The sequence below is a fragment of the Iodobacter fluviatilis genome (assembly GCF_004194535.1).
Classification (GTDB): Bacteria; Pseudomonadota; Gammaproteobacteria; order Burkholderiales; family Chitinibacteraceae; genus Iodobacter; species Iodobacter fluviatilis_A.
In genome coordinates this window covers 2,010,492-2,026,091 of the sequence record NZ_CP025781.1, presented here as the reverse complement: position 1 = coordinate 2,026,091, position 15,600 = coordinate 2,010,492, and the positions used below count along the sequence as shown (strand labels likewise).

At 49.1% G+C, this 15,600-nt stretch carries 6 protein-coding genes; 2 read left to right on the top strand and 4 right to left on the bottom strand.

All coding sequences use genetic code 11. The features are described from left to right. Positions 1–179: 179 nt before the first annotated feature. Positions 180–863, top strand: coding sequence for a transglutaminase-like cysteine peptidase (locus tag C1H71_RS09045; RefSeq protein ID WP_130106268.1), 684 nt, complete (start codon positions 180–182; stop codon positions 861–863). 91 nt (positions 864–954) lie between these two features. Further along, entirely contained in the window at positions 955–2,877 is a 1,923-nt protein-coding gene (locus C1H71_RS09040; RefSeq protein WP_130106267.1) for a bifunctional diguanylate cyclase/phosphodiesterase, read from the top strand. 97 nt (positions 2,878–2,974) lie between these two features. Here the strand turns inward: C1H71_RS09040 and C1H71_RS09035 are convergent, their stop codons facing one another. The 4 genes from C1H71_RS09035 to C1H71_RS09020 form a co-directional block, all read right to left on the bottom strand. Then, on the bottom strand, positions 2,975–11,149 hold the full coding sequence (locus tag C1H71_RS09035; RefSeq protein ID WP_130106266.1) for a retention module-containing protein: 8,175 nt from the start codon (positions 11,147–11,149) through the stop codon (positions 2,975–2,977). 154 nt (positions 11,150–11,303) lie between these two features. Next, positions 11,304–11,906, bottom strand: a complete 603-nt coding sequence (locus tag C1H71_RS09030; RefSeq protein ID WP_130106265.1) for a response regulator transcription factor — start codon at positions 11,904–11,906, stop codon at positions 11,304–11,306. After that, entirely contained in the window at positions 11,903–13,327 is a 1,425-nt protein-coding gene (locus tag C1H71_RS09025; protein WP_308418306.1) for an HlyD family type I secretion periplasmic adaptor subunit, read from the bottom strand. The genes C1H71_RS09030 and C1H71_RS09025 overlap by 4 nt, the downstream gene beginning before the upstream one ends. Then, positions 13,327–15,510, bottom strand: coding sequence for a type I secretion system permease/ATPase (locus C1H71_RS09020; protein WP_130106264.1), 2,184 nt, complete (start codon positions 15,508–15,510; stop codon positions 13,327–13,329). Before C1H71_RS09020 ends, C1H71_RS09025 begins: the two co-directional genes overlap by 1 nt. Between the last annotated feature and the right edge of the window lie 90 nt (positions 15,511–15,600).

The window sequence follows — 15,600 nt, the reverse complement described above, 5'->3', positions numbered from 1 at the left end:
GTGAGATTCGCAAGTGCAATTATTTTGATGTGCTCGCCCTGATGACGAAGTCTTTTTTATGTGCTGCCAAAATTATAGTTCAGCCTCTTTCTTTCGGCTAGCTGCGTTTATAATTGTAAGTTGGACAATTAGCTTTAATTAAACCACTATAAAGATAGTTACCTACAAACTATATACACATGCTCCAACGCCCCCCATCTTACTTACAAAAAATAACAATTTGGCTTTTAATCGCCACATCACTGGCCTTGCACGCAGCGGCAGGCTTAGATTTTGATCGTTTACAAAAATCATTAGTACTGCGCTGGGGGCAAACGCCTGTTCGCTTATTTAGCGACTGGCAAACTTTGATTAATGAGGCACGTAACGCAACTGAAACCGATAAACTAAAACGAATTAATGATTTTTTTAATCGCAGAATTCAATTTGGCGACGATCAAACAATCTGGAATGCGCCTGATTATTGGGCAACGCCCCTTGAAACCATAGGCAAAGGCGCTGGAGATTGTGAGGACTTTGCCATTATTAAATATTTCAGCTTAAAAGAACTTGGTGTTGCAAAAGAGAAACTACGTTTAACCTACGTTAAAGCTAAAATTGGTGGTATCTCCAGTAATATTAGCCAAGCTCATATGGTTTTAACGTATTACCCTAGTACTGACGCAGAACCATTAGTATTAGATAATTTACTTAATGATATTCGCCCTGCTTCACGCCGCCCTGATTTAACGCCTGTATTCAGTTTTAATAGTGATGGAATTTTTACTGGTGCAAGCGCACAACCATCAGGCTCGGTCGATAAATTATCTCGCTGGAAAGATCTTATTTCAAAAATGAAAGCAGAAGGTTACGAGACTGATTAATTATCCATACAGTGTGCTTAACATCACAATTATTTATATTAATGGGGCATTGGAATGCGAAATATATGCCCAGCTCTGCTAAGGAAATACCATGTCACTCTTTCGCCAGCTTTGGATGATGATTATTTTGGCCACCTTAGTGGCCTTTGCTGGTAGCTTTATTGTCAGCGTTTATACCGCTCGCGGTTATTTAGAGCAGCAGCTATTTACGCAAAGTAATGACAATGCCTCCTCTTTAGCCCTATCCATGTCGCAGCAAAGCAAAGACCCTGCAACGATTGAGCTAAATGTGGCAGCTCTGTTCGATACTGGCCACTTTGAGTTAATTCGCTTTAGCGATAATCACGGCAAATCGATTGTTGAGCGCACAAATAACGATAAAGCCGATGGAGTGCCTAACTGGTTCGTTAAAACCTTCCCCTTACAAATCTCATTTGGTAAAGCACAGGTTAGTGATGGCTGGAAGCAAGCGGGCACCGTCACCGTTGTTGCCCATTCACGCTTCGCCTATCAAGCGCTTTGGGAAGGCGCAATCAGACTATTTATTTGGATTATTGGTGCAGGCTTAGTGTGTGGCGCAGGTTTACAAGTGCTGCTGAACTGGGTCAAAAAGCCAATTACACAAATGGTTGAACAAGCAGAAGCGATTAGCGAACGGCGCTTTATTACCATTCCAGAGCCACGTTATAAAGAATTAAAAAGTGTCGTCAATGCCATGAACACCATGGTAAGCCGCGTTAAAACCATGTTTTCTGAACAGGCGGCACGCATTGATGCCCTGCGCAGCGAAGCCAATAGGGATACGCTCACCCAGCTACCTAACCGCAGCTTTTTTATGGGCAGGTTGTCACAAGCCTTAGAAGATGATGAGGCAGCACCCAGCGGCATTTTACTCATTATGCGTTTGCATGATTTAGCGGGCGTCAATCGCCGCCTTGGCAGAGAACGCGCCGATCAGTTTCTGCAAATGGCGGCAGGCCGGCTTGCCTCACTCACAGGGCAAGAGCCCGATTGGCTGGTAGCCCGTTTAAATGGTGCAGATTTTGCATTACTCGCCCCCAGCTTAGATCGCCAACAAGGCTTAGATTTAGCCAAAAACCTACATCAGGGCTTAGCTGAGCTACGCCAACACGAGCTGACGGATGCAGATGATTTAGCCGCCATCGGTATTGCCACATATCAGCATAATGACAGCATTAGCCAACTACTCGCAGGGACAGACCAAGCACTCGCTCAAGCAGAAAGTAATGGAGCGAATGGCACTGGCCACGTCAGTAGCGCCAGCGCTACCCAAGCCTTACCAGCCCAAGACTGGCAGCCATTATTGCAAAAAGCATTTAAAAACCATTGCTTTGAATTGGCTTCTTACCCAGCGCTTTTGGTTGATGGTCAGCCTTTGCATCGCGAGCTACTGCTGCGCTTACGCCACCCAGAAACGCAAGAGCTGCTCACGGCAGGGACTTTCATGCCCTTTATTAGCCGTTTAGGCTTGAGCAATACCCTAGATTTAGAATCCGTTCAGCTAGCTTGCGCTGAGCTTAAATTGCACGATGCACAGCTTGCAATCAACCTAGAAGCAAAATCCATTGCAGATGAGCAGTTTATTGAAGATTTGCTACTTATCCTGCAACAACATAAATATGCCACCCATCGCCTGTGGTTTGAAGTCAATGAATTTGGCTTTAGAGATGAGATCACTGCATTAGCCAATTTTGCCCAAAAAGTGCGCCCTTTAGGTTGTAAAGTAGGGATTAAACACTTTGGCCGCCATTTTGGCAGCATCCCTCAGCTTTACGAATTGCAACTTGATTACTTAAAAATTGACGGCAGCTTTATTCAAGCCATTGATCAGCATCCAGGCAATCAAAATCTAGTGAAAGCGATCATCGGCATTGCTTCTGGCCATGATATTTTAACTATTGCTGAGCGCGTACATACGCGAAGTGAATGGGATATGCTTAAAACCTTAGGCATTAACGGTTTAAGTGGCCCTGTCGCCAGCAAGGCTAAGTAAACTGCCAGCAGCAAAACTTGAATACCCCGAGCTTGGGCGATGATCCAATAAAAAACGGCCAACTTGCACTGGCCGTTTTAACGTTGATACTCATTCATTAATCAGTAATCAATTTACCCTTATTCAACAGGTCTTGGATAATTGCAGCGTCTGCCAAGCTGCCATTACTGGTTAAATCAACGCCTGCTAATACGATACGTTGGTCATCACCATTTGCATTAAACACCCCTGTGAAACTACCTGCACTACTGACATGAATAATAGTATCGGTGCCTGATTTTTCAAAATGTAAATACTGAGTTAAATTACCCGAACCCACATTGTGATTTTCTGATTGCAATAGATCACGCAAATCAAGGCGATCACCTCCGGCGTTGTAACTTGCACTATTGAAGTCGGTAATCTTATCGATATCAGGCGTGCCAACCGCTCCTTTATCCGCCAAGGCCCAGCGGAAAGTATCGGCACCCAAACCACCCGTTAATGTATCATTCCCCCCACCCCCTTCAATACGATCTGCCCCAGCTCCGGCATTGATTACATCTTGGCCTGCACCACCATGAATAATATCGCGCCCCGCCGAGCCGGTAATCGTATCAGATAGATTGCTACCCGTTACTTCTTGCCCGCTACGTACAAGGTAGTGCCCATTATTACTTGGGTCTTCAATAATATCTTGTAGCCCAGTGAGTACCGGAGCTTGTGTGCCATGGAATAAGGCCATGTCATTAATCCCTAGCGTGACATAAGCACTATCGGCGGATCCAGTTGGTTTAAATTCAACTTTTAAAGCCGCATTACCTCCTTGCTCCCAATACAACACTTCGAGATTATGCATCCCTTCACTAATGACCACGCCGGTTTGAACCCGTGTGGTTGGAGGCTGGTTGGCGTTGTATTCAAATACCGACAAACCATCAACCGCAATACGGAAACCATCATCCGCATACACGCGAATATCGTAAGTGCCTGCTGCAAAATAAGCGCCACCCACCATCCGCATAATCGAATCTGTGGTATTGCCAAAGGTACTGGTCGCAGCAAGCCCTGCCGTATCGGCTCCAGCGTTATTTGCGCCAAGGAAGTTATACAAATTGCCCGCTGTAATGGCTGAGCCTGCCGTTACTGCATTATTAGTGCCCAAATTGCCTGTCACCGCAGGTGTCACGCCATATTTAACCGCATCGGCAATAAAGGTGGCATCGCTGGCAGTCGCGCTGGCCTCGATTTGAGTGCCGACAATATTGCTACCTTGACGGCCATTAATCACCGAGGTGATATCACTGATATTGTCGAGATTGCCAACCGTATTATCTTGGCTTTGCACGTTGTATGTGATGCCAGCGCCCTTATCCGGATCATTGTTATAACCAAAGAACTCACCATGCAAGCCACGAGTAGCATCTGCAATCGCCGTGGTTGATGTGCTTAGTTGCAAGGTACTGCCTTGTGCGGGCGGAACCACATTGATAGTGAGATGGCTATTAGACTGATCTAAATCACCATCATTATCAATCAAGGTAAATCCAATATTTTCACTACTACCAGAAGTTTTAATGACTGGTGGGGTATAGGTGTATTTTCCATCATCCATATCAATTACAAATTGCCCGCCTAAAACGGTATTCACTTTTAATTGATGGGTTGCCGCATCAAAGGAATAAGTACCCGCCCCAGCTGCAGTAGTGATTGAATTACCCGCCACATTAAAGGTGTATTTCACACCATCTACAGTAATGTCATTCATATGGCCGCCATCGGCACCAAAGCCCGAAGTCACCCCTGCAACCGTTCCAGTTAAATCACCCGCATTTGGGGCCACTATCGTATCTCTTAGGATAGGTGGCAATTGCGCCAGATCAGTCACGATGATGGCGTTAGTTTCTGAGCCTGCTCCTGTGCCATTGTATGCAAGCGGATTCAAATTAACATCGGTCACACCCGAGCCTAAGCCCAAAGCGAGTGAGTTAATATGGTTAGCCTGCAAGAAGGACTTCCAAGCACCTTCTTCAGTTACATCTAAACCAAGCCCAGTATTAGGCGCTCCATCAGAAAAGAAATAACCAATATTTTGCCCACCAACAATCTTACCTGCATCAGAAAAGTGCGTTGTTACTTGACTCACTGCAGCGTCGTAGTTTGTCCCGCCGTTCGCAACAAGCCCAGCTAAAACAGCTTTAGCTTCAGTAACTGACATCCATGTTTGTCCGCCACTTTGCTGTGTGGCAGAGGAGGAGCTAAACGTAACCAACATGACTTTAACGTCACCTAAAACATCGTAATCGTCGATTAATTTAGCAATTGCCTCCTTAGCAACCTGCAGCCTTGTTTTGCCAGTGATTCCACTTGGGTCTCCCATGCTGCCGGAAATATCAAGAGTAAGAACCAAATTACTATCCACATTTGGAATCTGTACATTAGCCGTTTGGCTACGCCCAACTGGAGCATCATCTTCAACATTAACGGTGAGCGTACCTGTTGAGCTTAAAGCACCATCAGATACTTTAACCCCCACATTGAATGATTTCACATCCTCAACACTATTCACCGGATGATCAATTGGTGCTTTTAAGGTGACGGTGTAATTCCCTGCGTTATCAATGTTAATGGTTGCAACAACAGGGCCACCAACACCAGCGGTGGCGGCTAAATCATGTGTGCCACTTCCACTCCATACCAAGGCATGACCACCAGAGGACAAGGCCGTGGTAGGGGCAATCAAAGAAGTTGTTAAAACAGGACTACCAGGATCACTAATTGCAATCGTCCCAGTACGAACCGTACTGTCAGAGGTATCTGTTGGTGACCCTGTAGAATCTTTAATACCACCAAGCAAGCCCTCTTCCGAAACCGTAGCACTTGCGTTGCCAATGATAGGAGCTTGATTAACGTCGTTGTCCAGAATCCCGCCGGTAGCCGAAACGCCACCAATGGTGAGCGGCACGGTTTCTGGGGTGATTTCTACCAGTGCGTCGTCCACTGTTGGAAGAGTGACTGCGAAACCAGTGACGCCCGCAGGAACCGTAATCAGACCTGTGGTGGCGTTATACGTCACGCCATTGCTAAAGGTGGCTGTGCCGTAGTCTGCCGCTGATGCTGAACCACCACCCAAACTGAAGGCGTAGCTTTCAACCTTAGTCGTAGCCGTACTCAGAGTGACGTTGAAGACCAGATTATTGCCTTCCACCACATTGTCATCCGCCACTCCTGGGTTACCCACTTCAATGCCAGTAATGGCTGGGCTGTCGTTGTCCAGAATCCCACCGGTGACCGAAACGCCACCAATGGTGAGCGGTACAGTTTCTGGGGTGATTTCTACCAGTGCATCATCCACTGTTGGCAGAGTGACAGCGAAATCAGTGACGCCCGCAGGAACCGTAATCAGACCTGTGGTGGCGTTATACGTCACGCCATTGCTAAAGGTGGCTGTGCCGTAATCTGCAGCCGATGCGCTGCCGCCGCCGAGATTAAATGCGTAGCTTTCAATCTTGGTGGTGGCGGTGCTGAGGGTGACGTTGAAGACGAGGCTGTTACCTTCCACCACATTGTCATCCGCCACACCCGGATTACCCACTTCCACTTTGGTAATCGTTGGGCTGTCGTTATCCAGAATCCCACCGGTAGCCGAAACGCCGCCAATGGTGAGCGGTACGGTTTCTGGGGTGATTTCTACCAGTGCGTCGTCCACTGTTGGAAGAGTGACTGCGAAACCAGTGACGCCCGCAGGAACCGTAATCAGACCTGTGGTGGTGTTATACGTCACGCCATTGCTAAAGGTGGCTGTGCCGTAATCTGCAGCCGATGCGCTGCCGCCGCCGAGATTAAATGCATAGGTTTCTGGTTTCGTGGTGGCAGTGCTGAGCGTGACGTTAAAGACTAGGTTATTACCTTCAACCACATTGTCATCCGCCACTCCTGGGTTACCCACTTCAATGCCAGTAATGGCTGGGCTGTCGTTGTCCAGAATCCCACCGGTGGCCGAAACGCCGCCAATGGTGAGCGGTACGGTTTCTGGGGTGATTTCTACCAGTGCATCATCCACTGTTGGCAGAGTGACAGCGAAATCAGTGACGCCCGCAGGAACCGTAATCAGACCTGTGGTGGCGTTATACGTCACGCCATTGCTGAAGGTGGCTGTGCCGTAGTCTGCAGCCGATGCGCTGCCGCCGCCGAGATTAAATGCATAGGTTTCAATCTTGGTGGTGGCGGTGCTGAGGGTGACGTTGAAGACGAGGCTGTTACCTTCCACCACATTGTCATCCGCCACACCCGGATTACCCACTTCCACTTTGGTAATCGTTGGGCTGTCGTTATCCAGAATCCCACCGGTAGCCGAAACGCCGCCAATGGTGAGCGGTACGGTTTCTGGGGTGATTTCTACCAGTGCGTCGTCCACTGTTGGAAGAGTGACTGCGAAACCAGTGACGCCCGCAGGAACCGTAATCAGACCTGTGGTGGCGTTATACGTCACGCCATTGCTGAAAGTGGCTGTGCCGTAGTCTGCAGCCGATGCTGAACCTCCACCCAGATTAAACGCATAGGTTTCTGGTTTCGTTGTGGCGGTACTTAACGTGACGTTAAAGACTAGGTTATTACCTTCAACCACATTGTCATCCGCCACTCCTGGGTTACCCACTTCAATGCCAGTAATGGCTGGGCTGTCGTTGTCCAGAATCCCACCGGTGGCCGAAACGCCACCAATGGTGAGCGGCACAGCTTCTGGGGTAATTTCGACCAGTGCATCGTCCACTGTTGGCAGAGTGACAGCGAAATCAGTGACACCCGCAGGAACAGTAATCAGACCTGTGGTGGCGTTATACGTCACGCCATTGCTGAAAGTGGCTGTGCCGTAGTCTGCAGCCGATGCTGAACCTCCACCCAGATTAAACGCATAGGTTTCTGGTTTCGTTGTGGCGGTACTTAACGTGACGTTAAAGACTAGGTTATTACCTTCAACCACATTGTCATCCGCCACTCCTGGGTTACCCACTTCAATGCCAGTAATGGCTGGGCTGTCGTTGTCCAGAATCCCACCGGTGGCCGAAACGCCACCAATGGTGAGCGGCACAGCTTCTGGGGTAATTTCGACCAGTGCATCGTCCACTGTTGGCAGAGTGACAGCGAAATCAGTGACACCCGCAGGAACAGTAATCAGACCTGTGGTGGCGTTATACGTCACGCCATTGCTGAAGGTGGCTGTGCCGTAGTCTGCAGCCGATGCGCTGCCGCCGCCGAGATTAAATGCATAGGTTTCTGGTTTCGTTGTGGCGGTACTTAACGTGACGTTAAAGACTAGGTTATTACCTTCAACCACATTGTCATCCGCCACTCCTGGGTTACCCACTTCAATGCCAGTAATGGCTGGGCTGTCGTTGTCCAGAATCCCACCGGTGGCCGAAACGCCACCAATGGTGAGCGGCACAGCTTCTGGGGTAATTTCGACCAGTGCATCATCCACTGTTGGCAGAGTGACAGCGAAATCAGTGACGCCCGCAGGAACCGTAATCAGACCTGTGGTGGCGTTATACGTCACGCCATTGCTGAAGGTGGCTGTGCCGTAGTCTGCAGCCGATGCGCTGCCGCCGCCGAGATTAAATGCATAGGTTTCTGGTTTCGTGGTGGCAGTGCTGAGCGTGACGTTAAAGACCAGATTATTACCTTCAACCACATTGTCATCCGCCACTCCTGGGTTACCCACTTCAATGCCAGTAATGGCTGGGCTGTCGTTGTCCAGAATCCCACCGGTGGCCGAAACGCCACCAATGGTGAGCGGCACAGCTTCTGGGGTAATTTCGACCAGTGCATCGTCCACTGTTGGCAGAGTGACAGCGAAATCAGTGACACCCGCAGGAACAGTAATCAGACCTGTGGTGGCGTTATACGTCACGCCATTGCTGAAGGTGGCTGTGCCGTAGTCTGCAGCCGATGCGCTGCCGCCGCCGAGATTAAATGCGTAGCTTTCAATCTTGGTGGTGGCGGTGCTGAGGGTGACGTTAAAGACCAGATTATTGCCTTCAACCACATTGTCGTCCGCCACACCCGGGTTGCCCACTTCCACTTTGGTAATCGTTGGGCTGTCGTTGTCCAAAATCCCGCCGGTGGCAGTGACGCCACCGATGGTTAAAGGTACGGTTTCTGGAGTAATTTCTACCAATGCGTCGTCCACTGTTGGAAGAGTGACTGCGAAACCAGTGACGCCCGCCGGAACAGTAATCAGGCCTGTGGTAGCGTTATACGTTACGCCATTGCTAAAGGTCGCTGTGCCGTAATCGGCGGTTGATGCTGAACCACCACCTAGATTAAATGCATAGGTTTCTGGTTTCGTGGTGGCCGTGCTGAGCGTGACGTTAAAGACGAGGTTATTGCCTTCCACCACATTGTCGTCCGCCACTCCCGGGTTACCCACTTCCACTTTGGTAATCGTTGGGCTGTCGTTGTCCAGAATCCCGCCGGTAGCCGAAACGCCACCAATGGTGAGCGGTACAGTTTCTGGGGTGATTTCTACCAGTGCATCATCCACTGTTGGCAGAGTGACAGCGAAATCAGTGACGCCCGCAGGAACCGTAATCAGACCTGTGGTGGCGTTATACGTCACGCCATTGCTAAAGGTGGCTGTGCCGTAGTCCGCTGTGCTGGCTGTGCCGCCTCCCAAACTAAAGGCGTAGCTTTCCACCTTGGTGGTGGCCGAACTCAGAGTAACGTTGAAAACGAGGTTGTTACCTTCAACTACATTGTCGTCTGCCACACCGGGATTACCGACTTCAATCGTACTAATCACAGGATCATCGACTGGCGTAATGGTCAGTGTCAGCGTGCTACTGCCCGTGCCACCTAATGGGTCAATTACGTTGTAGGTGATAACGGGTACGGGGCCGTTGTAGTTATTTTCTGGTGTAAAGCTGTAATCGCCATTGGGCGCAATCACCAACGAGCCTACACCGGGGATAGTGGCTGGCTGACTAGTGGTAAACGTGCCAGCTAGACCTGCAATAGTGAAGCCAGTAACCGTCAACGGGCCATCTGGATCGCTATCGTTGCTCAATACATTGCCTGTTGCGGGGGTGTCTTCAAGTAGCGTTGCGGTATCTGCTTGTAAATTTGCCGGATCATCAACAGGTGTAATGGTAATAGTTAAGGTGCTACTACCCGTTCCGCCCTGTGGATCAACCACATTGTATGTAATCACTGGCACGGGGCCGTTGTAATTGCCAGCAGGAGTAAAAGTGTAATCACCACTAGGCGCAATCAGAAGAGTACCCACGTTCGGGATGCTGGCAGGCTGCCCAGCTGTAAATGCGCCGGTAAGCCCTGCAATAGTAAAGCCAGTCACCGTTAGAGCCCCGTCTGGATCGCTATCATTACTTAATACATTGCCCGTTACTGGTGTATCTTCGGCTGCCGTTGCCACATCGCTTTGTAAATTCGCAGGGTCATCCACTGGGGTAACGGTTAGTGTTAAAGTACTGCTGCCTGTCCCACCAACAGGATCAACCACGCTATACGTCACGACCGGCACTGGCCCATTGTAATTAGCGACAGGTGTAAAGGTGAAATCACCATTGGGCGCAATGACCAAGGTACCTACATTTGTGATCGTAGCCTGCTGGTTGGGAGCAAAGGTATCGGGCAAGCCCGCAACTGTAAAACCAGTAACACTGAGCGGGCCGTCAGCATCGCTATCATTACTAAGTACATTGCCAGAAGCGGGAGTATCTTCAGCGACACTAACTGTATCTGCGCCCAGAATAGAGGGGTTGGGGCTGGGCTGAATAGGTAGTGCACCTACAATGGGCAGATCTGTTGTGCCTAAATCAGAGCCTGCAAAATTAAATGCCAGCGGATTTACGCCCTCAGCAATTCGCCCTAACTCAACAAAGGAGTGGCCTTCCGCACTACCCCCTGCTCCGCCCAAACCCGCAGCAGTTGCTTCTAACTCAGTGGACAAATCTGTGCCGCTGGCGATTGCGGCCGCAATTTTATCCGTTGAAGCATTCAGATCGGCAATCGCCGCTGATGCAGCATCAACGGGGGCTGAGCCCAGCATCTGAGCGTCAACCTGTACCGTACGATCTCCGCCAATTTCTAGCAGCTCGCCATTGGGCATAAGTAGCTGAACTCGCCCATCTACCGAGGTAACAAAAATTTCATTCTCATTCAACTGTTGGCCTTCTTTTAAAGGCACAGACTTCCCAGTCGCATCTCGCAAAAAAACGCTACCATCAATATGAACAACGGTAACGTTGGGTTTGCTTGCACTAATTTGCTCGGCCATGATAGGTCAACCAGTGAATGAGTTAGGCTTTTAGGCTAGCCCCATTCCTTTGACGTTCCTACTGTACCTAAGTACAGTGCCAGCGGCCGCTGGTCAGAAAAAAGCCCCGTATAAACGGGGCAACTCTGACACAAAAATGTAATGAAAATACAAATTAGCGTATACCCTTAGACAGCAGCGTAAGTTGCAAACGATCATTCACACTGAGCTTTTCAAATATCAAGCTTAGGTGAAACTTAACAGTACGCTCAGTAATACCCAACTCACGAGCAATTTCTTTATTCGCACTACCACTGGCGGCTAAAGTAGCCACTTCGCGCTCACGATCAGTCAGCGGCCCCATCCAAGCCTGAGTATCTTTGGGTACAAATAATTTATGCATAGAGCGAATCAAGGCCTGCAAAATAGCTGGCCCTGCCCAAACCCCACCAGCCGCAATCACATTCAAAATGGCCTGCAAAGACTCGCCCGTGGCATAGGCATGGCAATAACCCCGTGCGCCCGCTGTTAATGCCGCTAGGTGTTCTTCATCGCTAGGTGTTGAGCTTAAAAAAAGTACTTGGTTAGACGTGGTATATACAAGCCAGCTGGCATCGCTCAAAGCTGGCAAGCTAGGCAAAGCCAAATCAATCAGCACCACACCACCGCTAAGCTGGCTTAATGCAGGCAAAGAACCTAGCAGCAAGAACTCTTGCTGCGTACCCTGCTGGATATGCGCAAACAAGGAGGTATCGGTAGTTAAAATGGAGAAGTTCATCGCTCAGTCAACGCATTGGATTTTGCACGAAGTACCGGTTTCAACAAATAGGAAAGCACTGTTTTTTTACCCGTTAAAATATCAACCTCAGCCACCATGCCGGGGATAATAGGTAGTTTTTTTTCTCCAGCCTTCAAGAAGCTAGCATTCGTTCTTACCTTAACGATATAAAAAGCGTTACCTTTTTCATCCACAACGGTATCTGCACTGATGTGCTCTAGCTTGGCCTCCAAACCACCATAGATAGAGAAATCATAGGCTGTAAATTTTACAATTGCTGTGGCGCCAGGGCGTAAAAAGGCAATATCTTTCGGCAAGATCCTAGCTTCTAATAACAGCGCGTCATCCCCCGGCACAACTTCAATAATATCTTTACCAGGCTGCACCACTCCACCCACGGTATTAACTTGCAATTGCTTTACAGTGCCATTTACCGGCGAGCGAATTTCTGACTGCTTCACCCGATCAGCAAGGGCCACACTACCTTCAGTCAAGCTATTGAGCTTGCCCACCGTTTCACCCAGTTCTGCACGGGCGACGTTTTTGAAACTCAGCTCTACCTCACGAATTTTGCTACCTGCCTCAGACATCGCCGATTGGATACGCGGAATTTGCGAGCCTGCAGAATCGCGCTCACCCAAATAACGCGAAACATCACGCTCTAAACGTAGGATTTCTACATCAGAAACGGCACCACTTTTCAATAAAGGCTTAGTGGCTTCCAGCTCACGTAAAGTCAGCGCATAGCCTTGGCCTGCTTGTTCGCGGCGAGTGCGTGCTTCATTTAGCTCCTGCCCGCGTTGCACCAACTGCTGCTGTGCGCCGCTGATCAAAGCCGTCATTTCAGCATGACGTGATTCATACAAGCCACGCTCTTGAATCACTATTCCTGGCGCTTCGGCCTGTACTTCAGCAGGAACAACAAAGTCTTTACCCGAAGCCAGCGCTTCCAGCCGTGCAGCCTTAGCTTTCAGCGATAAATACTGTGCCCGATTTTCTTTTAATGACGACACAAAGCGGGTTGGGTCAATCGTAATCAGTAATTGCCCCTCCTTAACCTGCTGCCCCTCTCTGACTAAGATGGCCTTCACAATGCCGCCATCCAAGCTTTGTATCACCTGTATCTGCCTTGAAGGAATCACCTTACCTTCGCCACGTGTAACTTCATCAATTTTTGCCAAACTAGCCCAAATCAGCACCACCAACACGGTTAACGCAGATACCCAGACCAAGACTCTTGCACCACGCGAGCTTTGCTCAACAATCACCCAATCGGCATCAGCAATAAAATCATTGTGATCAACGACATCCGCCGCTTCGCCTCTAAATAAATAGCGATCAAACCAATACGAGCTTTTGCTGACTAAAGCTTGCCACTTGTTGCGCCAAAATGCAGGTTTAACGGTTTTAATCTCCATCATCAACTCGTCCTACCTATTCTGCCCTGCTGCAGGGCTTCAATCACCTGCGCTTTCGCGCCATCTGCAACGACTTGCCCTTGATCTAGCACGATCAAACGATCGACCAAATCCAGCAAAGAGGTGCGATGTGTAACCAGCAATAAGGTTTTTTGCGCGATATAAGCCTTCAGGCGCGCTTTTAGTTTTTCTTCAGAAAGGTGATCCATTGCACTGGTTGGCTCATCTAGCAACAGCATCGGCGGATCATTCAATAAAGCGCGAGCAATCGAAACCGCTTGCCGCTGCCCCCCCGATAAGGAATCACCACGTTCAGAAATCAACATATCAAAACCGCGTGGGTGCAGATCAGAGAATTCCTTCACCCCAGCTAAATCAGCCGCAGCCAAAATACTGCTATCGTCTGCAAATGGCGCGCCCATGGCTATATTCTGGCGCAAGGTGCCATAGAACAAGATGGGCTCTTGTGGCACATGCCCAATGGCACGGCGTAATTCAGCGGGATCAATTTGCCGCGTATCCACACCATCAATTAACACCGCCCCTTCAGTAGGGTAATAAAGCCCAAGGATCATTTTTTCGATCGTGGTTTTGCCAGAACCAATCCGGCCAATAATGGCCATTTTTTCACCGGCTTTAAGCTTAAATGAAACATTATTGAGTACTTTTTCATCACTACCGGCATAGGCAAAGCTGACGTTTTTAAATTCAATTTCACCTCGGAATGATTCGCGGTGTAAGAAATTGCTATCTTGCGGACGCTCAACCGGCAACTTCATATGAGATTCAATCCCCGCCAGCGAGGTGCGCGCATTTTGGTATTGCATCAACAAACCAGCCACCTGACCAAGCGGGGCTAATGCACGGCCAGATAACATAGAGGCGGCAATAATCCCCCCCATTGTTACCATGTTTTCGGTGAGTAAATACACACCCACAATAATCACGACCACACTCACCAATTGGCTAATAAACGATGCAAAATTAACCGTTGTTGATGAAAGTAATTTAAGTTTTGAGCCCACTTGGGCGAGGAAATGCGTTGAGCGCTCCCAGCGACGCTGGAACTCGCTCTCCGCTCCCATCACCTTGATGGTTTCTATCCCAACCAAGCCCTCAACCAAGGTAGCATTACGCTGTGCGGATGCCCGCTGAGTGAGCTCAACCATTTCGCGCATTTTATCTTGGGCCAGCAAGGTAAAAACCACCACCAGCACAATGCCCACCATGGCAGGCACCGCCAACCACGGCGAGATCCACATCATCACCAGTAAGAAAATCAGCACAAAAGGCAAATCTACCAAGGTGGTTATCGAAGCCGACGCGATGAAATCTCGTACCGATTCAAAAGCACGCAAATTAGCCACAAAAGAACCGACCGAAGCGGGCCGCGCCTCCATGCGGATTCCAAGCACACGCTCCATAATCAAAGCGGATAAGGTCACATCAATACGCTTTGACGCTACATCAATAATATAGCCACGGATCGTTCGTAATAAGAAATCAAACGTCAACACCGCTAAAGCGCCAATCGCCAGCACCCACAGCGTTTCTAAGGCATGGTTGGGCACGACTCTATCGTAAACATTCATCGAAAACAGCGGCATGGCCAGCGCCAGCGTGTTAATCAGTAGCGCGGCCAATAGTGCATCACGGTATAAGCGCCAATTGTCTTTAACTACACTCCAAAACCAATGGCGACCCCGCACCGAGCCATGCTCTGGTGCACGGGCTTCAAATCTAAACTTGGGCCGAACAAAAATAACGATGCCAGTATGCACGTCTTGTAATGCCTCAGCACTAATCAGCTCAGATGATTCACCGGTTTCAGGAAAACATACGCGTGCCATGCCGTCATCCAGCCACTCCAGCAGTAAGCAAGCGCCTCGATCTTTAAGCAGTAAAATAACGGGGAATAAGCTGGTAGGTAATTCATTCAAGGAGCGGCGCACCACTCGAGCAGATAAGCCTGCTCGAGCTGCTGCGCGCGGCACGAGTGAGGGTGATAAGAGATTATCGCTCAGGGGTAAGCCAGCAGATAAAGCCTCACACGTCCAAGGAGAGCCATGAATACGTGTAAGCTCAGCCAAACAATCTAAAAGGGGATCAAAGCGGCTTTGATGCTCACCCACACGCCAATCAGGACGGTCAGAAGCTTTCGAATGGCTGGGGTTGGACTCGCTCATACCTGAATTTCGTTGTAGTAGTTATGAAAATATATTCTACGCAGTTTGTAAGCTAAAACATATACATTACTTAGTTAACACTAATATATA